This window comes from Pseudomaricurvus alcaniphilus, from assembly GCF_011440395.1.
Lineage (GTDB): Bacteria > Pseudomonadota > Gammaproteobacteria > Pseudomonadales > Cellvibrionaceae > Pseudomaricurvus > Pseudomaricurvus alcaniphilus.
Window position 1 is genome coordinate 227,273 of record NZ_JAAOIX010000005.1, and the last position, 23,402, is coordinate 250,674.

The following is a 23,402-nucleotide window of genomic DNA, read 5'->3' on the forward strand; positions in this document are numbered from 1 at the left end:
CATCCCGACAGTGGCGGCGCGCAAAGGGCACAAGTAAACCGAAAGGTGCTCGCGGAAGCAAGCAAAAGATAGGATTTAGCGGATGGTGCGGTGGATATAGGAGGCGGGATCAACCGCGCGGCCGTGCTTGTAGACTTCGAAATGGACGTGGGGCCCGGTGGAGCGCCCGCTGGAGCCCATCAGGGCTAACACCTGGCCTTTTTTGATAACGTCGCCCACATTCACCAGATTTTCACTGTTGTGAGCGTAGCGAGTGCTGAAACCATTGCCGTGGTTGACTTCGACCATCTGGCCGTAGCCACTGCGCTCCCCGGACCAGGTCACAACCCCGGAGGCCACCGAGATCACGTCGGACCCCAGTTTACCGGCGAAATCGACCCCGTTGTGCCAGGCCACATGACCTTTAAAAGGGTCGGTGCGGCGGCCGAAACGAGACGACATCCAGCCCTTCTTGACCGGTCGCCCGGCCAAAAACACATCTTCCTGGATTTTACGCCTGGCGAGCAGGGTTTCCAGGGTTTCCAGCTGCAATTTTCGGTCGGCAATCTGTTCGGTCAACTGGTCGATCACCTGGATAAAATCCGGTGCCAGGTAAGCTTCGCCCAGCTCTGCGGTTTCCGGGCCACCCACCGCCGGCGGCTGGCTGAAATCAAACTCTCCCTCGTCCAGCTTGGCGATGGAGGTCAGGCGCTCACCGAGGGCATCGAGGCGCAGTACCTTGGCCTGCAGTTCTGCCAGGCGCAGGGTCAGTGCGGCCAGTTTTTCCTCGGCGTTCTGCCGCGTGGTCGCGACGCGACTATTCTGTTCTGCCAGCGCCTTGCCCCAGGACTTGGCCACATCTTCTGTGAGAAACCCGTCCGGATCCTGGCCTTCAAATTGAGCGCTGGTGAGCACCCCCAACCCAAACGGAATTCCGAGCAGACACACCGACAGCAGTGATCGCGTCCACCCGCTAAGGGTAAAACTGCGACTGCGACCGTGATGTTTTCCGACCAGAATAATCTTCATGGGCTATCGGGTTACTATTGTTTTGGCATCAAATTAGTGTTTACGTGTCTGTCTATGGTCGCCCAACGCTGCGGCAGCACCCTATCTCAGGTCCCAGGACCTTCTCTCAGGCTAAACACCACTCTTTATCGTCAGTCTATTTAAAGCACAAACTGTTTAAGGTAGTAGCCTGGCACACACGCCAAACTCTGCCGGAAGTGTCAAATAATCCGACAGAGTTCATTAAATATGGCACAGGATTTGAATATTGCCAACCAATAAGTTGCGACGCGCCTCGCAATTGCGACAGCGCGTGCGCGGGCAGCAACCTCAGGACAAGGCCAGAACCGGTTTGATATAGCGGATTGGCGCCTCTGCATCGTCCTCGAAGGTCACCACTTCCCAGGCATCTTTCTGGGCAATCAACTGGCGCAGGGACTTGTTGTTCAGCCCATGACCCGATTTGTGTGCCTTGAATTCGCCAATCAGGCTATTGCCGAGCAGGTAGAGATCACCGATGGCATCGAGAATCTTGTGCTTCACAAATTCATCTTCGTAGCGCAGGCCGTCTTCGTTAAGGATCCGGTATTCGTCCACCACGATGGCGTTGTCGACACTACCGCCCTTGGCCAGGCCCTTGGAGCGCAAATATTCAATTTCGTGCATAAAGCCGAAGGTGCGCGCACGGCTCACTTCCTTAACAAAGGAGGTGCTGGAGAAATCCACCGCCGCTTCCAGCGTTCGGCCCCGGAATACCGGGTGGTCGAACTCAATGGAAAAAGACACCTTAAAGCCGTTAAAAGGCAGGAAACTGGCGGTTTTTTCGCCGTCTTTCACCACTACCGGCTTCTTGATGCGAATAAACTTCTTCGCCGCTGGCTGCTCTTCGATGCCCGCGGACTGGATCAGGAACACAAACGGACCTGCCGAGCCATCCATAATCGGGACTTCGGGCGCACTGACTTCGATAATGGCGTTGTCGATGCCCATACCGGCAATGGCAGAGAGCAGGTGCTCAACCGTTGATACCCGGGTGTTGCCGTTTACCAGGGTGGTCGAAAGGGTAGTATCACCCACATTCTCCGCCTTGGCCTGGATTTCCACGACCGGGTCCAGATCCACCCGGCGAAATACGATACCCGTGTCCACGGCTGCTGGCAGCAGGGTCAAATAGATTTTTTGACCCGTGTGCAGGCCCACACCGGTGGCCCGAATGGCGTTTTTAAGAGTACGCTGTCTAATCATTGATATCACTTAACCCATGTATGTGACAGTTAATCGACGAATAGTACCAAAATTAGCCCCTGCACACTACTAACTGCATACCTATGCAAGCAAAATCATCTGCAGTCGCAATCAGCAACTGGCGCTGTAGCGGGCCAATCTGCCGCCGAGCGGTAACGCGCCAGCCAGACCCCGGTCGGAGCGGCCCGGACTGTCGCGTTTTTACCCCCAGGCACTAGTCCGCCTGGCGACGCAGGAAGGCCGGGATATCCAGGTACTCCATATCCTTGTCGTCCACTGGCTTGCGGGCGGCATTGCCCTGGGCCTTGCGCATAATGGTGGGCTTGTCGAGGGCGGCGTAATCCGGCTGGCCGGTGGTGCGCAGGGTGTTGTCGACCACCATTTTGGTGGCTGAAACCTTGGCCGACTCGACCAGGCCGCCAAGGCCGGTCGCCACGACAGTGACGCGCAACTCATCGCTCATTTCCGGATCGATAACTGTACCCACCACCACTGTGGCATCGGCAGAGGCGAACTCCTCGACGGTATCACCCACCTCGGAAAACTCACCCAGCGACAGGTCGAGACCGGCGGTGATGTTGACCAGGATGCCCCGCGCGCCCTCCAGGTTGATATCTTCCAGCAGCGGACTGCGAATAGCAGCTTCAGCGGCTTCGCGAGCGCGATTTTCACCGCGGGCGTGACCGGTACCCATCATAGCCATGCCCATTTCCGACATCACCGTGCGCACATCGGCAAAATCCACGTTGATCATACCGGGGCGGATGATCAGGTCGGCGATACCCTGCACTGCGCCCAGCAATACATCGTTGGCGGCCTTGAAGGCATCCAGCAGGCTGGTGGTTTTGCCCAGTACGGCGAGCAGCTTTTCGTTCGGGATAATGATCAGCGAATCCACATGCTCTTGCAGCTCGCGAATCCCGGCCTCGGCGATGGCGAGACGCTTTTTACCCTCGAACGGGAACGGCTTGGTGACCACCGCCACGGTCAGTATGCCCATTTCCTTGGCCACTTCGGCCACCACCGGTGCACCGCCGGTACCGGTACCACCACCCATGCCGGCCGTGATAAAGACCATATCGGCGCCGCTCAGCACCTCGGCGATACGCTCCTTGTCTTCCATCGCCGCCTGGCGACCGATCTCCGGATTGGCGCCGGCACCGAGCCCCTTGGTAATGCAGTTACCCAGCTGCAGCACCGTGCGAGTATCGATATTTTTCAACGCCTGGGCGTCGGTATTGGCACAGACAAAGTCCACGCCTTCTACCTGGTTGAGAATCATGTGAGTGACGGCATTGCCACCACCACCACCGACTCCGATGACTTTGATTACTGCGTTTTGCGGTACGCTATCTACCAGTTCAAACATAAATTACCCCTTGTTTCCCTTACCAGAATTTAAATGACTAACAACGTGCGTTTTACTGCCCCCAATTAAACCGGACCGCTCCCGGGCTCGCGCCCTAGAAACTGGCCTGGAACCAGGCTTTCACCCGGCCCCAAAAAGTATTCCCTGCTGCCTTGTTGTTGGACTGCGGTCGTCGCCCTTCGTACTGCTGCAGGCGAGCGTATTGCAACAACCCCACTCCGGTGGAATAGATCGGGTTGTTGACGATATCGGTCAACCCCCGCACATTCTGCGGCGTTCCCAGGCGCACCGGCATATGGAAGATCTCCTCCGCCAGCTCAATGACGCCCTCCATTTTTGAAGTGCCGCCGGTCAGCACTATGCCGGCGGCAATCAGGTCTTCGAAACCACTGCGACGCAGCTCAGCCTGCACCAGGGTGAACAGCTCGTCGTAGCGCGGCTCCACCACCTCCGCCAGTGCCTGGCGGGACAAATCCCGCGGCTGGCGGTCGCCGACACTGGGCACCTTGATGGTTTCATCCGGGCCGGTGAGCTTGGCCAGCGCACAGGCGTATTTGATCTTGATTTCCTCGGCGTGCGGCGTCGGCGTGCGCAGCGCCATGGCAATATCATTGGTGACCTGGTCGCCGGCAATCGGGATCACACCGGTGTGGCGGATGGAGCCCTCAGTGAAGATGGCGATGTCGGTGGTGCCGCCACCAATGTCCACCATGCACACACCCAGTTCCTTTTCGTCTTCGGTGAGCACTGAATAGCTGGACGCCAGCTGCTCCAGAATGATGTCTTCCACTTCCAGGCCGCAGCGGCGAATACACTTTTCAATATTCTGGGCGGCGTTTACCGCGCAGGTCACCAGGTGCACCTTGGCTTCCAGTCGCACACCAGACATACCCAACGGTTCTTTCACCCCCTCCTGCTCGTCGATCAGGTATTCCTGCGGCAGGATATGGAGGATTTTCTGGTCCGCCGGAATGGCCACCGCCTGGGCCGCATCGATGACCCGCTCCAGGTCCTGGCTGAACACTTCCCGGTCCTTGATGGCGACGATACCGTGGGAGTTGAGGCTGCGAATATGGCTGCCGGCAATGCCCGCATAGACAGAGTGGATCTGGCAACCCGCCATCAACTCCGCCTCTTCGATTGCCCGCTGGATCGACTGCACCGTGGACTCGATATTGACCACCACCCCCTTCTTCAAACCGGAGGAACGATGGGTGCCGATGCCGACGATCTCAAGTTCGCCATCCGGGGCAATTTCACCGACGATGGCCACCACCTTCGAGGTGCCAATATCCAGCCCTACGATCATTCGACTATCATTTGCCGGTGCCATTGCCCATCCTCATAACCAGCGCTGGACGACAGGCTTGTGCCGGCCGCATTGCTTCAAAACGTACTTTCATAACTTCCCATTTCATCAGGCACTCACCTCATCCTTCCACTGCACCGCCAAACCGTTGAAATATCTCAGGTCGATGCGTTGCAGCTGGGACCAGCGCTCGTGCAAATGACTCTCATACACCGTCAGCAGGCGCTGCACCCGGTTGATCACCTGGTCGCGACCGATTTCAATGACCACGCCGTCCTGCAGTGCCAGTGACCAACTACGACTGGCATCACAGGTCAACTGCTGCACCACCATTTTCTGTTGCTTGAGCAGGTTGCTGATCGCCCGGTACTGCGCCATCACCTCCTGCTCCAAACCGTCGGCGCCGGACAACCGCGGCAACCCCTGTAACAGACTTGCATTACCCTGGCCGACTTGCAGGCGAATAATCTCGCCGCGATGATTGAGCGCATCGCTGTCGCCCCAGCGCGCAATCGGCTTGTGCTCGACCACCGTCACCTCCAGCCCGTCCGGCCAGCGCCGCTCGACCCGGGCCCGGTCAATCCAGGGTTCCCGGTGCAACGCGGCCTGAATATCCTCCAGCTTCAACTTCATAAAGCTGCTGCCCATGGCGCCGTAGACCCGCTCCGCCACCAACTCACGACTGACGTGGGTGAACTCGCCATTGATTTTGACGCTGGCAACCGGCTTATCCAGCCAGCCGACCGCGCCGCTGTAGCCAAAATAGAGACCGCCCAGCAGCACACTTAACACGGCCCCGCGCTTGCACCAGCGCCCCAGGGCCTGCAGCCCGGCGCGCCAATCGACCGTCACTTTTTGACCGCGACGGCTGGCGCCCTGCTTGCGCACTGCCGGACTTTTCTCCACCGGTCGTCGCCCGCCGCGACGCGAGCGGTCGCTGCTGGCACCCCTGCCATTGGCCGCCATCAGCGCGCTTCCTCCAGGGTCTGGGCCAGGATTTCCAGGCACAGTTCGGCAAACGACAAACCACTGGCCCTGGCCGCCATAGGCACCAGGCTGTGGTCGGTCATACCGGGCACCGTATTGACTTCCAGCAGGTAGAAACGGCCCTGCTCGTCCGCCATAAAGTCGGCCCGCCCCCAGCCGCTGCAACCCAACAGCTCAAACGCCTGCAGGGCCAGCGCCTGCAACTGCGCCTCGTCGCTGGCCGACAGGCCGCAGGGGCACAGGTAGCGGGTATCATCGGCCAGGTACTTGGCATCGTAATCGTAAAACTGGTGATCGGTTTCCAGTTTGATGGCCGGCAGCGCCCGGCCATTGAGCAGCGCCACGGTGTACTCGGCACCAGTGATCAACCGCTCCGCAAAAACGCTGCTGTCGAATTTGGAGGCCTCCACAAAGGCGCTCTGCAACTGTTCCAGCGAGCTCACTTTCGACATGCCGATGCTGGAACCCTCATGGGCCGGCTTGACCATTAACTGCGGCCCCAGTTCGGCCACCACCGCGGCGAGATTGTCGGCCTGCAGGACCCGGTAATCCGGGGTGCTGATGCCAGCCGCTGAAAACACCAGCTTGCTGCGCCACTTGTCCATGGCCAGCGCCGACGCCTGTACCCCGCTGCCGGTGTAGGGCAGGTTGAAAAACTCCAGCAGCGCCTGGATTCTTCCATCTTCACCGCCAGCGCCGTGCAGGGCGATAAACACGCGATCCAGCTGCTCCGCTTGCAGCCGCTCAATGATATTGGCGTCCACATCGATCAAAATGGTGTCCACACCCTCGCCGCGCAGTGCCGCGCACACTTCGCTGCCACTTTTCAGTGACACCTCCCGCTCGGCCGACGTGCCGCCGTAAAGCACCGCGACCCGGCCCAATTGCTCTGCACTGACTTTCACGCTCTTCTCACCTGCCAACTTTTCTCACCTGCCAACTTTTCTCACCTGCCAACATAGGTTTATTGCAACTTTCTCTTCACCAGTTCCGCCGCCAGCAGGCCGACGTTACCGGCCCCCTGGGTCAAGACGATATCGCCGGGCTGCACCAGGTCCCGAATCAATTCCGGCACACCATCGATGCCCTCCACAAAAATAGGATCCAGCTGGCCGCGCAGGCGAATACTGCGGCACAGGTGGCGGCTGTCGGCCCCGGCAACGGGGCTCTCACCGGCACTGTAAACCTCCAGCAGTACCAGGCTGTCCACCTGGGACAGAACTTCGACGAAGTCCTCGTACAAATCCCGGGTGCGGGTATAGCGGTGCGGCTGGTAGATCATCACCAGCCGGCGCTCGGGCCAGCCGGCACGAATGGCGGCAATCGTGGCCGCCACTTCCCGGGGGTGATGACCGTAGTCATCCACCAGCATCGCCTCGCCGCCCGCCACCGGGAAATTGCCGTACACTTCGAAGCGGCGCCCAACCCCCTGGAATTCCTGCAGCCCGCGCTGAATGGCCTCATCCGCCACTTTTTCATCGGTCGCCACCGCCACCGCGGCCAGGGCATTGAGCACATTGTGCAAGCCAGGCATGTTCACCGTGACCTGCAGGTCGCTGTGCTGGTCGGGCCGCAGCGCGGTAAAACAGGTACTCAGCCCGGTTTGCTTGACGTCGATCGCGCGGTAATCGTTGCCCTCGTTAAAACCGTAGGTAATGACCGGCCGGGCAATATCGCCAATGATCTCCTGCACCACCGGGTCGTCGCCGCACACCACCGCCAGGCCGTAAAACGGCAAGTTGTGGAGAAACTCCACAAAGGTGGTTTTGACGTTGGCAAAATCACCGCCGTAGGTGTCCATGTGATCGGCATCGATATTGGTCACCACCGCCACCATGGGCTGCAAGTGCAGGAAGGAGGCGTCACTTTCATCCGCCTCCGCCACCAGGTAGCGGCTGGCCCCGAGCTGGGCGTTGGCGCCGGCGCTGTTGAGCAAACCGCCGATAACAAAGGTCGGGTCGAGGCCGCCGCAGGCCAGTACCGAGGCGAGCAAACTGGTGGTGGTGGTTTTACCGTGGGTGCCGGCCACCGCGATGCCGTGCCGGTAGCGCATCAGCTCACCCAGCATCTCGGCCCGCCGCACCACCGGAATGCGCTGCTCCCTGGCACCGATCATTTCCGGGTTGTGCGCGTCCACCGCGGAGGAGTTCACCACCACGTCGGCGCCGCTGACGTTGCTCTCGCTGTGGCCGATAAAAATCGTTGCCCCCTTATCCGCCAGGCGCCGGGTGACTTTCGACTCGCGCAGGTCAGACCCGGAAATGGCATAGCCCTGGTTCAGCAACACTTCGGCAATACCGCTCATGCCGGCGCCGCCGATCCCGATAAAGTGAATGCGCTTGATGCGCCGCATTTCCGGAATACTGATAATTTTCTTGTCAACCATGAGCCACCTTCCTCAAGCCCTCCCGGGCTGTTTGCTCGCAGTAATCGGCCACGGTTTTGGCCGCGTCGGCACGCCCCAGGGACCTGGCCTGCTGCGCCATGGCCAGCAGGCGGGGACGGTCGGCGGAGACTTCCTCAATAAATTCCGCCAGCATACTGGCGCTCAAGTCGGACTGTTGCCGCAGCAGCGCCGCACCACTGTCTTCCAGCCACTGCGCATTGCGGGTCTGGTGGTCATCGATGGCATGCGGATAAGGCACCAGCAAGGCGCCCCGGCCCGCCAGGGTCAGTTCGGCGATGGTCAGGGCTCCGGCGCGACAGACCACCAGGTCGGCCCACTCGTACACCGCCGCCATGTCGTCGATAAACGCCATGACCTCGGCCTCCACGCCGCGATTGTTATAGCCGCTCTCGGTCACCTCCACATGGCGCCGGCCACACTGGTGTTTTACCTCCGGGCGCTGGCTGTGGGGCAGCAGCGCGATGGCCTCGGGCAGCAACTGGTTGAGCGCCAGCGCGCCGAGGCTGCCACCCAGCACCAGCAGGTGCAGCGGCCGCGACTGGTCGAGGGCCAAAGGCTTGACCCCGGCAATACTCTCGCGCACCGGGTTACCCACCTGTACCGCGCCCGCCAAACTGCCGGGAAACGCCGCCAGGGTTTTGCTCGCCAGCCGCGCCAGCCAGCGGTTGGTGGTACCGGCCACCGCGTTCTGCTCGTGAATCAGCAGCGGCTTGCCCAGCAGCCAGGCCGCCACCCCGCCCGGCCCCGAGGCAAAGCCACCAAAGCCCAGCACCGCATCCGGATCGATTTGTTGCAGTATCTTGCGCGCCTGCAATACCGCCCGCAGCAGCAACCAGGGCGCCCGCAGCTTGGCCGCCAGGCCCCGGCCGCGCACGCCCTCGATGGGCAGGCAGTGCAGTGTAATATCCGCGTTTGGCACCAGCTCTGCCTCCAGCCCCCGAGCGGTACCGAGCCAGTTCAGGGTGACGCCGCGAGCGCGCAGCTTTTCCGCCACCGCCAGCGCCGGGAACACGTGGCCACCGGTGCCGCCGGCCATAATCACGATTTTCAGTGCCGGAGTGTCTGCGTTCATACCAGCACACCCTCCACTTCCCGGACCTGCTCTTTCGCTGAACGTCCCTGCCCGCGGGAGTGCACCGGCTTGGCCACAGCCGCCAGGCACAGCTCCCAATCCATGCGCAACACCAGCGCCAGCAGTGCACAGGAAACCAGCAAGCTGCTGCCGCCGTAACTGATAAACGGCATGGTCAGACCCTTGGTGGGCAGTAAGCCGGACGCCACGCCCATATTGATAAAGGCCTGGCCGGCAAACATCACAGCGATGCCGAAAGCGGCAAAACTGCTGAAAGCCTTACCCATATTCATGGCCCGGCGGGCGACCCCGAGAACTTTGAACACCAGTGCCGCATAGGTGGCCACCACCAGCACAACCCCCACCAGCCCCAACTCCTCGGCGATAATCGCAAAGATAAAATCGGTGTGCGCCTCAGGCAGATAAAACAGCTTTTGCACACTGTTGCCCAACCCCAGGCCAAACCACTCCCCCCGGCCAAAGGCAATCAGTGACTGGGTCAACTGGTAACCGCTATCAAACTGGTCTGCCCAGGGGTCAAGGAAGGTCTGCAGGCGCTGCAGCCGGTAGCTGGACTGGGTCGCCAGCACCGCCAGTGCACCTAGCCCCAGCACCAGCAATCCCAGGAATTGCCACAGCCGTACTCCGGCCACAAACAGCATCGCCATAATGGCACCGGCCATTACCACTGAGGCACCGAAATCCGGCTCCAGCAGCAGCAGGAACACGATGGTGACCAGTATCAGCAGTGGCTTCAGCACACCCCAGCGGTCCTGCAGCATTTCCGCACCGCGGCGCGCCAAATAACTGGCGAAGAAAATAATCACACAGAATTTCGCCAACTCCGACGCCTGCAGCGCCAGCGGCCCGAACTGCAACCAGCGCTGGCTGCCGTTGACGCGTTTGCCGAGACCGGGGATCAACACCAGCACCAGCAGCGCCAGCGCCACCACCAGTAGCAAACCGCCATAGGTTTCCCAAACCGCAATCGGTACTGCGGCCACCAGCACCGCAAAAATCACCCCCAGCGACCAGTAAGTGGCATAGCGGCGGGTAAAAAACCAGGCGTCGCCGTAGTTGGATTCCGCGTAGGACATGGACGCTGAGGTCACCATTACCAGCCCCACGGAGGACAGCACCAAAATCAGCAGCAACAGCTGCCAGTTGATGGCCTCGGTCCAGCGCCAGCCTGTGGCCAGGCCGAGCCCTTTGGGTTGTCCCAGTTTGGCCAGCAGGCTCATGCAATCACCTCGCGCACGGCTTGCTCAAACTGGCGACCGCGATCCTCGAAACCCTTGAACATATCAAAGCTGGCGCAGGCCGGGGAGAGCAACACCCGGTCGCCGGACTCGGCCTGCTGGCCGGCCAATTGCACCGCCGCAGCCATGGAGTCGGCGCGCAGCACTGGCAGCAGCGGTTCGAACACACGGGCGATCTTGTCGCCGTCGGCGCCGATCACCACCACGGCGCGCAGTCCGGCAGCGGCCGCCTGTAACGGGCTGAAATCAGCGCCCTTGCCCACGCCGCCGGCAATAAGAACGATTTTCCCGGCCTCCGGCTGCAGGCCATTGAGGGCCGCCAGGGTGGCGCCGACATTGGTGCCTTTGGAATCGTTGTACCAGGCGACCCCCTCGTGCTCCGCCACCCACTGGCAGCGATGGGGCAAGCCGGCAAAGGTTTCCAGGGTACTGAGCATGGCGGCCATGGGCAGGCCCGCAGCGTAGCCGATGGCCAGCGCCGCCAGGGCGTTGGCCAGGTTGTGACGGCCGGCAAGTCGCACCCGGCGAGCGGCAATCAGCGGCTTGAACTCAAACGCCAGATACTCTTCGTCGCGGTCGCGAACCAGGCCAAAGCCGTGTCGATCCGGCGGGTTCAAGCCGAAACTGAAATATTTCACCCCCCCTGCCTGGGGCGGTGCGGTCAACGGGTCTTCCCGGTTGTAGACCGCGGCGCGGGCGCCGTAATAGACCCGCTGTTTGGCGCGATGGTAGTGCGCCAGCGAGTCGTAGCGGTCCATGTGGTCTTCACTGATATTGAGGATGCAAGCCACATCGGCATTGAGGCGTTGCACCGTTTCCAGCTGGAAGCTGGACAGTTCCAGCACGTACAAATCGGTGCCGGCCTCCTGCAACAACTCCAGCACCGGCACCCCGAGGTTGCCGCCGACCGCCACCTGGCGCCCGCTGGCAACGGCCATTTCGCCCACCAGCGTGGTCACGGTGCTCTTGGCGTTGGAGCCGGTAATGGCAACCACCGGGGCCTTGGCCTCGCGCAGGAACAGGTCGATATCGCCGATTACCGGGATACCGGCCTGCTCCGCCGCGCGCAGTGCCGGCGTCGCCGCTGGTACGCCGGGGCTGAGGATGATCTCGCTGGCGGCCATCAGGGTGTCAAGCTGCAACTCCCCGAGCTCGAAGTTGAGCTCGCCAAACTCCTGCTGGATCTCTGCCAGGGCCGGGGGCGCTGCGCGGGTATCGAGCCACACGAAAGCCTTGCCCCGGGCACGCAAATGACGCGCGACCGAGCGCCCGGTAACGCCCATACCGATAATCACGATGATATTACTTTGTGCGATTATCCCGCTCACTGCGCTGCCCTGCTCCCCAGAAAATCGATATTCATTAGCGCAACTTCAACGTCGCTAAACCAAACAACACCAGCATGACGGTGATAATCCAGAAACGGACTATCACCCGCGGCTCCGGCCAACCCTTGAGTTCAAAATGATGGTGCAGGGGCGCCATGCGGAAGATGCGCCGGCCGGTCAATTTGAACGAGCCCACCTGCAGGATCACCGACACGGTTTCCATCACAAAAACCCCGCCCATAATAAAAAACACGATTTCATGGCGCACAATCACCGCAATCACACCCAGCGCCGCACCCAGCGCGAGCGCGCCGACATCGCCCATAAATACTTGCGCCGGGTAGGTGTTAAACCAGAGAAAGCCCAGCCCCGCCCCGCCCAGGGCGGCGCAAAATACAATCAGTTCGCCGGCGCCGGCGACATAGGGAATGTGCAGATAATCGGCGAATTCACTGTGGCCCACCAAATAGGCGATCATGCCCAGCGCACCACCTACCATCACCGAAGGCATAATCGCCAGGCCGTCGAGGCCGTCGGTGAGGTTGACCGCATTGCTGGAGCCAACAATCACCAGGTAGGTGAGCAGGATGTAAAACGGGCCCATATCCAGGGCCACACTCTTAAAGAACGGCACAATCAACTGGGTCTCGGCCGGGCTGACCGAGGTGTAATACAGAAACAGCGCCGCGCCGAAGCCAGCCACCGACTGCCAAAAGTATTTCCAGCGCGCCGGCAGCCCCCGGGAGTTCGCCTCCACCACCTTGCGGTAGTCGTCGACCCAGCCCACCGCACCGAATATCGCGGTCACCACCAGCACCACCCACACATAGCGATTGGACAGGTCCGACCAAAGCAGGGCGCTGATAAATATCGCCGCCAGGATCAGGGTGCCGCCCATGGTCGGCGTACCCGATTTGCTCAGGTGTGACTGCGGCCCATCGTCGCGTACCGACTGGCCGATTTGCAGGTAGTTGAGGCGGCGAATCATCCACGGCCCCAGCACCAGTGAAATCGCCAGCGCGGTCAGTACCCCGAGAATGCCGCGCAAGGTCAGGTACTTGAATACCGCGAACAGCGACATATATTGCTGCAGATATTCCGCTAGCCACAAAAGCATTATTGATGCTCTCCACTTGGGGCGATCGCCTGCACAACGCCTTCCATTCGCGCGCTTCTGGACCCCTTCACCAACACCACACTGTTATTGGTTAACTGCTGTTTGATAAATTCAATCAACGTTTCCCGCGTTGAAAAATGAGTGGCTGTCTGCCCGCTGCCGGCGAGAGCCTTGAAGCCCTCCCCGATAAAACTGCTGTTGTCTCCCAGGGTTGCCAGGCGCGGCAAACCCAGCGTCTGTATATCCGCGCCGAGGGCCGCCAGGGTGGCCTCAGCGTTATCACCCAGCTCCGCCAGGTCGCCCAGCACCAGCAGGGTATCGCGGTCGGCGCGCTGGAAATCCTGCAGCAGGGTTGCCGCCGCCATCACTGAACCCGGATTGGCGTTGTAGCTGTCGTCGATCAACAGGGCGCCGTGCAAGCCGCGCCGCGGGTACATGCGGCCCGGTACTGCTGCGACGGACTGCAGTCCCGCCACGATCGCCTCCAGCGACAGCCCCAGCGCCAGGCTGCAAGCACTTACCGCCAGGGCATTGGCGACGTTCTGCCGGCCCAGTACCGGCAGGGTCACCGCCGCGCTGCCAGCGGCGGTATTGAGCTGAAACTGGTAGCACCCGCTGTCCAACAAGCGAATATCGGTGGCGCTGACATCGGCGGAGGCATCGCGCATGGAGTAACTCAGGCGGCGAATATCCGGACGCTGCTCCTGCAGCTCTCTGATCCAGCCGCCGGCCTGGGGCACATCGATATTGAGCACGGCAACGCCGCCGCGCTGCAGGTGCAAATAAATACTGGATTTCTCCCGCGCCACGCCCGCCAGTGAACCAAAGCCCTGCATGTGGGCCGCCATCACGTTGGTGACCAGGGCGACAGTGGGCCGCGCCAGGGCCGCCAGGTAAGCGATCTCACCAGGGCCACTGGCTCCCATCTCAATCACTGCGTAGTCGATGCCGGCGCTCATGGCCAACAGGGTTTTCGGGACCCCGATATGATTGTTGAGGTTGCCGGCGGTCACATGCACCCGACCACAGCCCGACAATACCTTGGCCAACATTTCCTTGGTGGTGGTCTTGCCACTGCTGCCGGTGAGTGCCACCAGCGGGCCGGCGTAAAAATCCCGGTTCAGGGCGGCAATTTGCCCCAGCGCCCGGGTGGTGTCAGCCACCACCACTTGCGGGCAGCGAATGCTGCTGTCCCGCGCTTCCACCACCAGGCCGCAGGCGCCAGCAGCAACCACCTGCGGGAGATAGTCGTGAGCGTCAAAGCGCTCGCCTTTCAGCGCCACAAACAGATCCCCGGCCTGCAAGTTGCGGCTGTCGGTATTGACGCGGGTAAAGCTGACCTTGTCCGGGCGACTGCCGTAGATATGGGCCTGCAAGGGGGCCGCCAATTCGGCCAGGCTAATGGGCTTAATCATCGTGCCCCCCGGACAATCGCGTTGTCGCCGGCCGGACCTGCAGGGCCAGTCTCGCCACCGCCGAATCGCTGAACGGCAGGCGTCTGGAGCCGACCAACTGGTAGGCCTCGTGCCCCTTGCCAGCCAGCAGCACACAATCCCCGGCCGCGGCCTGCTCCACCGCGAAACGAATGGCGGTTTCGCGATCCTCGATCCGGTGCACCGCTTGCGGGCGCTGGAAACCGCTGACGATGTCATCGATGATGGTGGTAGGGTTTTCGCTGCGCGGGTTGTCACTGGTAACCACCACGTAATCCGCCAGGGCTTCGGCCACCTGGGCCATCAGCGGTCGCTTGCCCTTGTCGCGGTCGCCGCCGCAACCAAACACACACCAGACATTGCCCTTGATGTGCTGGCGCACGGCGCTCAGTACCGATTGCAGGGCATCGGCCGTATGGGCGTAATCGATTAACACGGTGATATCAGTTGCCACGCCCACCGACTCGAGGCGCCCCGGCACCGGGCGAATCGAATTGAGCCGCTTCACCAGTTCCGCCACCGGGTAACCGAGGGCGTAGCCGGCGGCTAAAACCGCCAGCAGGTTGCGCAGGTTAAACTCGCCCCAGATCGGTACCGCGAGGGCAAATTCGCCCTGCGGACTGAGCAACCTGGCCTCGGTACCACTGGCGTGGTAGCGAATCTTGCGGGCGCTGAAATCGGCCCTTTCGCGCTCGATCGAATAGCTGATGGTGGTGACATTGGCACCGGTCTGCTGGAGGAAATCCGGGGCGTAGGGATCGTCCAGGTTAATCACCGCCGCTTTCAGCGAGCTGAACTTCATCAGCCTCGCCTTGGCCGCCACATAGTTGGCCAGGCTGCCGTGATAATCCAGGTGGTCGCGCCCAATATTGGTAAATACCGCCGCGTCGAAGTCCACCGCCGCGACCCGGTCCTGGTCGAGACTGTGAGAGGACACCTCTGCCACCACCGTGTTGGCGCCCGCGGCCAGCAGTTCCGCCAAAATCGCCTGCACGCTGACAGCGTCCGGCGTGGTCAAGCCGGTGTCCGCCAGGCGATCGCCCACCAGCCCATAACCAAGTGTGCCAATGGTGGCCGCCTTGACGGCCGCCGCGGAGCGGGACTTGCGCTCGCGGCGGGGCCGCGCCGCCAGCGCCATACCGTTCAACAGCTGCGCCAACCACTGGCAACAGGTGGTTTTACCGTTGGTGCCCGTGATGCCGATCAAATCCATCCGGGCCGACGGCCGACCGAACCAGAGGGCAGCAATTTCGCTGATCTGGCGGCGCAGTTGCGGCACCCTGACCACAGGCAGGGCACCACAGTCGTCAATGATAAAATCGCTGCCCTCGGCGATGATCAGCGCGGCGCCATTGGTGGTTGCCGAGGCGATAAAAGACGCGCCATCGCGACTGCTGCCGGTGACCGCAATAAAGGTATCGCCGGGGGTTACTTCGCGGCTATCCAGCCGCAGTGGCCCCACTGGCAAACTGGCGTACTTGCCCAGCTCGCGGGTCGGGAAGAGCTGGGCGAGGGTGATTGCATTTTTTCCAGCGAACTCAGGCATCACGATAACGGACCCCGCTGTGCAGGTTTAACGGCTTTTGCCAGGGCGGCTTTTTCCGCGGTGGCCGCTGGCGGCACATGCATCAGGCGCAGCGCTCCTTCAGCCACCTTGGCGAACACCGGCGCCGCCACGTCCCCACCAAAATACTTGCCTGATCCCGGCTCTTCAATCACCACCACCACCGCGACTCGCGGGTCACTGGCCGGAGCCATACCGGCGAATACGGCGCGGTAGCTGTCGGCTGCGTAGCTGCCATTGCTGACCCGGTGCACAGTGCCGGTTTTACCCGCCGCCGGGTAAGCCTCGATCTGGGCACGCTTGGCGGTGCCATCTGCCTGCAAAACAGTTTTCAGCATATCGATCACCTGGCTGGCCACTTTACTGTCCACCACCCGCTGCCCGGCCGGCTGTTCACTCTGGTGCACCAGGCTCACGGATTTTTTAATCCCCCGGTTGGCCACCACCGCGTAGGCCTGGGCCAGCTGCAACGGAGTGACACTCATGCCGTAGCCAAAGGCGAAATTGGCGCGCTCGATGCGGGACCAGCGCTGGCGATTGGGCAGCAGGCCCACACTTTCGCCAGGGAAGCCGATGGCGGTGCCCTGCCCCAGCCCGAGACGCAGAAACATCTCCCGAATCTGCTCGTGCGGCAGATCCAGCGCCACTTTACTGATGCCCACCTGGGACGACTTGGTGATCACCCGGGTCAGGTCGATAACCCCGTAATTAATCGGGTCCACCAGGGTCTTGCGGTCCAGGTGGATCCAGCCGGGATTGGTATCGATGATGGTATGCGGGTGATAGCGGCCAGTTTCCAGTGCTGCCATGATGGTCAGCGGCTTCATGGTCGAACCGGGCTCAATCTGGTCGGTCACGGCCCGATTGCGCAGTGCCGCCAACTTGACGTCGCTGCGGTTGTTGGGGTTGTAGGAGGGCTGGTTCACCATCGCCAGGATTTCACCGCTGCGCGTGTCCAGCATCACCAGGCTGCCGGAGCGGGCCCGGTGCTCGGTCACTGCCTGCTTGAGTTCCTTGTAGGCCAGGTACTGCATGCGCAGATCGATACTGAGCTGCACATCGCGGCCGGACACCGGCGCCCGGACCAGCCCGTCGTCCTTGATGATCCTGCCCTTGCGGTCCTTCAGTACCCGCTTCGAGCCCGGCTGCCCCACCAGCCACTGGTCAAAGGCCAGCTCCACCCCTTCGCGACCCAACTCGTCGATATCGGTAAAGCCCACCACGTGGGCGGCCACTTCACCGGCGGGATAAAAGCGCTGGTACTCGGTGCGACCATAGACGCCCTCCCAGCCGTTCGCCAGGATCAGCTCCGCGTCCTGGGGCGCCAGGTTGCGACGCAGATAGACAAACTCCTTCTCGGCGTAGCGCTGTAATTTTTTCCGCAGGTCGACTTCTCGCAAGCCCAGCGCCTTGGCCAGGGCACCGGTGTAGGGGCTCTCGGCGGAAAACTCGGCGGGATTGGCCCACAGCGAGATCACCGGGGTGCTGACCGCTAACGGCTCGCCATTGCGATCGGTGATCACTCCGCGGTGGGCCGGAATGATCTCTTCGCGCACACTGCGGGCATTGCCCTGGGATTGCAGGAACTCGAAGCCGCGGTCTTCGCCCGGCACCACCTGCAACAGGGCGACATGCCAAAGCAGTGCGGCAGCCAGCAGCACCAATAGCAAAACCGCCAGCGAGAAGCGCCAGCGGGCTATTGTCAATCCAGGTTGCGGGTGGCGGCGAACTGCACTCATGGGGTCACCACGATCAGCTGCTCACCTTGCGGCAATACCATATTCAGTTTCTCAGTTGCTTCCTTTTCAATACGCCCCAGCGAGGCCCAGGCGCTTTGCTCCAGCAGGTACTGTCCCCACTGCACATGCAAAGCCGCGGCCTCGCGCTTTTTCACTTCCAGCAAATTCAATTGTGTTCTGGCCTCGTGCGTGGTGCGCACTACCAGCAGCGCGCTGATAATCACCAGCAGCCACAAGAGCCCGGTTAACAGTGGCAATTTTGGAGTTTCGCCTGCTCGCATAACCTCGCCTGTTAGCCGTTATTGTATTTTTTCGGCGACGCGCATAATCGCGCTTCTCGCCCTGACATTCATTTGCACTTCCGCCGCGCTGGCTTTTATGGCCTTGCCCAGTGACTTCATCCGGCGGTTCATTTGCGACTCCATCAGCGGCAGGCCCGCAGGCACTTTGGCGCCCCGCTCCTGATCGCGAATAAAGCGTTTCACCAACCGGTCTTCCAACGAGTGAAAGCTGATCACCACCAAACGGCCGCCCGGCTTCAATACCTCCAGCGCCTGGTCGAGAAAATCTTCCAGGTCACCCAGCTCGTTGTTTACCTTGATGCGAATCGCCTGGAACGCACGGGTCGCCGGATGCTTGCCCTTCTCCCAGGCGGGGTTGGCCTCAGCCACCAGGTTGGCCAGCTGCACCGTGCGCAGGATCGGCGCGACCTGCCTGGCCGCCACAATGGCCCGCGCCATGCGGCGCGCAAAGCGCTCCTCTCCATAGGCTTTCAGGACGTGCACAATTTCATCTTCGCCGGCGCTGTTGACCCAGTCGGCAGCACTCATGCCAGCGGAGCAGTCCATGCGCATATCCAGTGGGCCGTCGTTCAGAAAGCTGAAGCCGCGCTCGGACTCATCCAACTGCGGCGATGACACCCCCAAATCCACCAGTATCCCGTCCACGGCGCCGGCCTGGCCACTGGCCTCCAGCATTACCTGCAGCTCGGCAAACGAGCCGTGGCGAATGCTGAAGCGCGGGTCCAGCGCCGCCAGCTCTGCGCCCGCCGTAATGGCGCGCGGGTCCTTGTCTATGGCCAGCAGCTGGCCCTCGGGCGACAGATGCTCCAGAATGTGGCGACTGTGCCCGCCCCGGCCAAAGGTCCCGTCCACGTACAAGCCCGAGGTATTCGATACCAAGGCGGTCACGGCCTCCTTCAGGAGGACTGTTGCATGCTCATTTGACATGGACGCAACCTACAGTGTGAGGGAAAGCATTTCCGCCGGGACTTCTTCATCCTCCCCGACGTCATCCAGCCAAAGCTGCCAGCGCTCTTCCGCCCACAGCTCCAACTTATTGCCCTGGCCAACCAGCATTAGCTTTTTATCCAGGCCAGCGTATGTGCGCAGCGTGGGTGGTAACAGCACCCGACCATTGCCATCCAGCTCCAGTGAGGTGGCGTGACCAATCAACAGCCGCTTGGTACGACGGGCAAGCTTATTAAAGGTGGGTAACTCTTCTAATTTGCGCTGTATTTCACCCCATTGGCTCTCCGGGTAGACCCAGAGGCAGCGCTCCGCCACATCGGCTTCGGGGTTCGCGGTGACAACAATGCGCCCCTCGCACTCTTCCATCAGCAATTCGCGGACGCGCGTCGGCACCGCTATACGCCCTTTGGCGTCCATGCTGATAGAATGACTGCCCGAATACACTTATTTCCACCCCAAGAGGAATTACCCACAAAAACACACAAAAATACACTTTTTACCACAACTGCCACTATAAGAGTCGCGGCCGCAAAGTCAAGGAAATAGGCGGCTAAAAGGCGTTATCTGGCGGGTAACTGCGGCGAAGTTGCCAGCCCACGCCCGCAACTAAAACACCAAAAAAAGAAAAAGAAGATAAATTACAAGACGATAAGAGAGACACTTAAAGTATTACATTAAGTGCAGGGGATTTACTGGATACTGGGGGATTAACCGGAAGCCTGGCCACTGGAAAATGGCAGAAACTGGCTGGAAAAAGCACTAACTCTAAACCTGGCAACAGCGTAACACCACTCGCTACTGTATGTCCATACAGCTCGCACAATTACCAAGACTCATGACATAAGCCACCGGAACCGGTATTGCGTTGTCATGGCCACTACTGTGGTCGTTACTGCAGACATTACCTGTGGCTTTCGACGCCAGCGGCGCCTATCTTGCCGCAACCGGGCTGTTTATTGCAACAGCCGTGTGATGGGAATAGCCTCGTGATGGGAACAGCCTTGTTATTGCCGCAGCCATGAACTGGGGGTAATGCCCACAACAGTGCGCCCCAGGCAGAAACCTTCCGTCAAGGCGGCGCCCGTCCAGAAACGCCGTTTCTTGTCATACCCGCGCAGGCGGGGATCCACTGCACGTTTCCGACCTGATTGGCCTCTTTGACAAGTCATCCCCGCGCAGGCGGGGATCCACTAATCCTTTGAAACCTAAAGCTTTCTTGGCAGCGGGCCGTCGCTACGCGGGAATGACGGTAGTTGATAATACACCGTTTGGGCATGACACCAGGCTAACCCGAAACTTGACTAGAGCGGTATGAGTTGCAGTAGTTGCAGCGCGCAACATGCAGGTGGCTAAACTGCCCCTGTACGGAGGAGGGAATGCCCCCGCCCCCGTATCGCGGGGGCTGGAAACATAATTGGAGTCGGTCGATAAGCCGGGTTCTGTCGTGGACAGTCATTCATCTAGGGCCAGCGTCACCACTGGCCTCGAGCGACCTACCCGCCTTCAGTGCGGGTCGCACCATAGAAGGCCTATTTGGTCTTGCTCCGAACGGGGTTTACCATGCCACAGACTGTTACCAGCTGCGCGGTGCGCTCTTACCGCACCCTTTCACCCTTACCTGTGCCTCGATGAGGCCATCGGCGGTCTGCTCTCTGCTGCACTTTCCGTAGGCTCGCGCCCCCCAGGCGTTACCTGGCGTTCTACCCTGTGGAGCCCGGACTTTCCTCCCCCCATTGCACCCAAAGATGCGCCGAGCGGCGACTGCCTGACCAACTCCGGCGGCAAGACTATAGACCCGGCCTGCAAACCGCAAGGGTTATTGTCAATAACCCCAAGCGCCAGCATCAACCCCACAAGGAGTGCCGCTGGCGCCGGGCTAAAGGCCGAAGCCTGACCGGTTTAGAACCTGAGCCTGGCCTGCAGGGCAATACTGCGCGGCCGATCGTAGAAGGCGTAGTAGACCGCGCCATTCCCCTGGGTCAGGGTGGTGGCCAGCGGCGTCGTATTGCCAAAGCTCACGACCTCTTCGTCGGTGAGATTCTTGCCCACCAGCGCCAGATCCCACTTGCCATCGTTGGCGCCGATCCCGATGCGGGCATTGACCTTGGTGAAAGATTCCTGCACCAGGTTGGGGTCGAGGGTGGCACTGGCGAAATAGTCATCGCTGTAGATCAGGTCAAATGCCGTAGTCAGCTCCAGGTCGGCGCCAACCGGATGGATGTACTCGGCACTCAGGCTGGCCTGGTATTCCGGGGTGTACTCGCGCCGCTGACCGGACACATCGCATAAAAGCGGATACAGCGACTTATCGCTGTTGGGGTTCTGGCCGAAAAAGCACTCGGCATTGGGAAACTTGTCGTACTCGAAATCCAGGTAGGCAAAGGAGCCCGACAGGGTCAGGCCCTGTGTCAGTCGCCAGCGCCCGTCCAGCTCAACCCCCTGGCTGGTGGCCGCCCCGGCGTTGGTGACATTAAAGCCGATGGCGCCATCAAACTGACTGGTTTGCAAATCGGTGTACTTGGTGCGGAAAATGGCCGCATTCAACTCCGCTGCGCCACCGGCGAGGGTAAACTTGCCGCCCAGCTCGATACTCTCGGCCTCCTCTTCCTCGAACTCAAATACGCCCAGCAAATCTTGAATGCTAACATTGCCCTGAGCATCCCTGCCGAAGCGCAGCGCGTTCACCACCGCCGGATCCGGGTGAGCGTTGGAGCGCACATCGAAGCCGCCGGATTTGAAGCCGGTGGTGTAGGTGGCGTAGAGCATGACATCGTCATTGAGGTGGTGCTGCAAGGTCACGAGTGGGGTGAAGGCGGTCTCGCTGTGCTGGCCACTGACTTTATCGTAGGGTTCCAGTCGAAACAGGCCGTAAATCACGTTCAGCTCATCGGTCACCGTACCGGCGGGCTGCACCACACCGCTGCTATCCACATGGAACTGGCGCCGGGATGCCTGTTTGCTTTCATCGGTGTAGCGACCGCCAAAGGTCAAACGGGTGGCATCGCTGATGTTCCAGGTCACCTGGGCGAACATTGACCACAGGTCGGTTTGCTGCTTGAAGTTACGCTTGCTGGATGAATTCAGGATGATCGCCGGATTACTGATTCCCAACTGCCCCAAAGTACCCGCAAAGGCCGGCAGCAGGACCGAATCAGTGGGAATATTGAGCGAATCGCGAAAGCTCAAATCGCTGCTCTGGTAATAGACGCCGGCAATATATTCCAGGGTTTCGCCGGCCGGAGAGGTGATGCGCAGCTCCTGGCTGAACTGGTCGAATTCCTCGCCCGAAGTGGCCTGGAACACGGACGCACCGACGTAATCACAATCGCACACCTCGGCGTACTCATAGGCGTTATACCCGGTCACCGAGGTCCACTGGTAATCACCGATCATATAGTCAATTTTCAGCGTCACGTTCTCAGTGTCGTTGATGCTGCTGTCGCCGTTGGACTGGCGCCGGAAGTCCTGGTCAGTTTCCAGCACGTAGGCGCCACCAGTCAGGACAGCCAATACCGTGCTGTAGGGCAGCAGCCCGGCCGGATTGACCACTTCGAGAAAGCGGCCTTTGGTATCGAAGGAGCCATCCTCGACTTTTAGATTGACCTCCAGGTCATCGTTTGGGGTCCAGCGCAGACGGCCGCGTATCACCCGCTCCTCCTCATCGGATTCATCCCGCCCCAGGGTGGTGTTTTGATAGTAGCCATCGATGCTGCGATCCAGCACCGCCAGGCGACCCGCCAGGGTCTCACTGAGCGGGCCGGACAGTATCAGGCGTAAATCCGTCTCGCCGTGGTCCGGCTCATAGAGGGCCGAAAGACTGCCCTCAAATTCATCCGTGGGCTTGGCGGTGTGCATGCCAATCGCGCCGGCGATGCTGTTTTTACCGAACAGTATGCCCTGCGGCCCGCGCAAGACCTCTACCCGAGCCAAATCCATAAACGGAGCCCGCGCCAATTGCGCTCGTCCGTAGTAGACACCATCCACATATTGACCGACCGATTGTTCAAAGCCCTGGTTGATACCTGAACTGATACCGCGGATGGCGATAATCGTACCAATACCGGTTTGATTCATGGTCAGGTTGGGCACATAGGCGGTCATGCCCTCCAGATTGGTGATACCGGCATCGTCCATTTTTTCGCCGCTGACCGCGTTAATGGAGATCGGCACCTCCATCAAGCCTTCCTCCCGCTTCTGGGCTGTGACTATAACCTCTTCGAGCATATAAGTTTCCGCGTGCAGCGGTACTGACAGGCCAACTGCCGTGGCCATTACTGTGGGCAATAACAGGCAAGGGATCGCTGTTCGGCTCATTGTCTAACTCCTGTAGTTATTT

18 protein-coding genes and 1 other RNA gene are annotated in these 23,402 nt (G+C 60.7%); all 19 read right to left on the bottom strand.

From position 1 onward, the window contains the following. Positions 1-75: 75 nt before the first annotated feature. Complete coding sequence (locus G8764_RS12455; protein ID WP_166164961.1) at positions 76-1,008, bottom strand: M23 family metallopeptidase; 933 nt, start codon at positions 1,006-1,008, stop codon at positions 76-78. Positions 1,009-1,317: 309 nt separating this feature from the next. Beyond that, positions 1,318-2,232: a UDP-3-O-acyl-N-acetylglucosamine deacetylase gene (gene lpxC / locus G8764_RS12460; protein WP_166164962.1), complete on the bottom strand. Its 915-nt coding sequence runs from the start codon at positions 2,230-2,232 to the stop codon at positions 1,318-1,320. A gap of 214 nt (positions 2,233-2,446) precedes the next feature. Then, entirely contained in the window at positions 2,447-3,601 is a 1,155-nt protein-coding gene (gene ftsZ, locus G8764_RS12465; RefSeq protein ID WP_166164963.1) for a cell division protein FtsZ, read from the bottom strand. A gap of 94 nt (positions 3,602-3,695) precedes the next feature. Beyond that, the gene (gene ftsA, locus G8764_RS12470; RefSeq protein ID WP_166164964.1) at positions 3,696-4,934 is read right to left on the bottom strand and encodes a cell division protein FtsA; all 1,239 of its coding nucleotides are present in this window, start codon (positions 4,932-4,934) and stop codon (positions 3,696-3,698) included. 84 nt (positions 4,935-5,018) lie between these two features. Next, positions 5,019-5,876, bottom strand: coding sequence for a cell division protein FtsQ/DivIB (locus G8764_RS12475; RefSeq protein ID WP_166164965.1), 858 nt, complete (start codon positions 5,874-5,876; stop codon positions 5,019-5,021). Beyond that, positions 5,876-6,802, bottom strand: a complete 927-nt coding sequence (locus G8764_RS12480; RefSeq protein WP_341806384.1) for a D-alanine--D-alanine ligase — start codon at positions 6,800-6,802, stop codon at positions 5,876-5,878. Before G8764_RS12480 ends, G8764_RS12475 begins: the two co-directional genes overlap by 1 nt. A 59-nt stretch (positions 6,803-6,861) precedes the next feature. After that, on the bottom strand, positions 6,862-8,283 hold the full coding sequence (gene murC, locus G8764_RS12485) for a UDP-N-acetylmuramate--L-alanine ligase (RefSeq protein WP_166164967.1): 1,422 nt from the start codon (positions 8,281-8,283) through the stop codon (positions 6,862-6,864). Then, the gene (gene murG, locus G8764_RS12490) at positions 8,276-9,376 is read right to left on the bottom strand and encodes an undecaprenyldiphospho-muramoylpentapeptide beta-N-acetylglucosaminyltransferase (protein WP_166164968.1); all 1,101 of its coding nucleotides are present in this window, start codon (positions 9,374-9,376) and stop codon (positions 8,276-8,278) included. Before murG ends, murC begins: the two co-directional genes overlap by 8 nt. Beyond that, positions 9,373-10,617: a putative lipid II flippase FtsW gene (ftsW, locus tag G8764_RS12495; protein ID WP_166164969.1), complete on the bottom strand. Its 1,245-nt coding sequence runs from the start codon at positions 10,615-10,617 to the stop codon at positions 9,373-9,375. Before ftsW ends, murG begins: the two co-directional genes overlap by 4 nt. Then, complete coding sequence (gene murD / locus G8764_RS12500) at positions 10,614-11,963, bottom strand: UDP-N-acetylmuramoyl-L-alanine--D-glutamate ligase (protein WP_341806385.1); 1,350 nt, start codon at positions 11,961-11,963, stop codon at positions 10,614-10,616. The genes ftsW and murD overlap by 4 nt, the downstream gene beginning before the upstream one ends. Positions 11,964-11,997: 34 nt before the next feature. Then, positions 11,998-13,080, bottom strand: coding sequence for a phospho-N-acetylmuramoyl-pentapeptide-transferase (gene mraY, locus G8764_RS12505; RefSeq protein WP_166164970.1), 1,083 nt, complete (start codon positions 13,078-13,080; stop codon positions 11,998-12,000). Then, the gene (locus tag G8764_RS12510) at positions 13,080-14,495 is read right to left on the bottom strand and encodes a UDP-N-acetylmuramoyl-tripeptide--D-alanyl-D-alanine ligase (protein ID WP_166164971.1); all 1,416 of its coding nucleotides are present in this window, start codon (positions 14,493-14,495) and stop codon (positions 13,080-13,082) included. Before G8764_RS12510 ends, mraY begins: the two co-directional genes overlap by 1 nt. Then, a complete protein-coding gene (locus G8764_RS12515; RefSeq protein WP_166165044.1) occupies positions 14,488-16,059 on the bottom strand; it encodes a UDP-N-acetylmuramoyl-L-alanyl-D-glutamate--2,6-diaminopimelate ligase in 1,572 nt (523 codons plus the stop codon). The genes G8764_RS12510 and G8764_RS12515 overlap by 8 nt, the downstream gene beginning before the upstream one ends. After that, on the bottom strand, positions 16,059-17,816 hold the full coding sequence (locus G8764_RS12520; RefSeq protein WP_166164972.1) for a peptidoglycan D,D-transpeptidase FtsI family protein: 1,758 nt from the start codon (positions 17,814-17,816) through the stop codon (positions 16,059-16,061). The genes G8764_RS12515 and G8764_RS12520 overlap by 1 nt, the downstream gene beginning before the upstream one ends. Then, entirely contained in the window at positions 17,813-18,097 is a 285-nt protein-coding gene (ftsL, locus tag G8764_RS12525) for a cell division protein FtsL (protein ID WP_166164973.1), read from the bottom strand. The genes G8764_RS12520 and ftsL overlap by 4 nt, the downstream gene beginning before the upstream one ends. A gap of 18 nt (positions 18,098-18,115) precedes the next feature. Continuing rightward, positions 18,116-19,045, bottom strand: a complete 930-nt coding sequence (gene rsmH / locus G8764_RS12530) for a 16S rRNA (cytosine(1402)-N(4))-methyltransferase RsmH (RefSeq protein ID WP_166164974.1) — start codon at positions 19,043-19,045, stop codon at positions 18,116-18,118. 9 nt (positions 19,046-19,054) lie between these two features. Continuing rightward, the gene (gene mraZ, locus G8764_RS12535) at positions 19,055-19,510 is read right to left on the bottom strand and encodes a division/cell wall cluster transcriptional repressor MraZ (protein WP_166164975.1); all 456 of its coding nucleotides are present in this window, start codon (positions 19,508-19,510) and stop codon (positions 19,055-19,057) included. A 968-nt stretch (positions 19,511-20,478) separates the two neighbouring features. Next, positions 20,479-20,843, bottom strand: an RNA gene (gene rnpB, locus G8764_RS12540) — RNase P RNA component class A. Positions 20,844-20,965: 122 nt separating this feature from the next. Continuing rightward, positions 20,966-23,380, bottom strand: a complete 2,415-nt coding sequence (locus G8764_RS12545) for a TonB-dependent receptor (protein WP_166164976.1) — start codon at positions 23,378-23,380, stop codon at positions 20,966-20,968. Positions 23,381-23,402 lie beyond the last annotated feature (22 nt).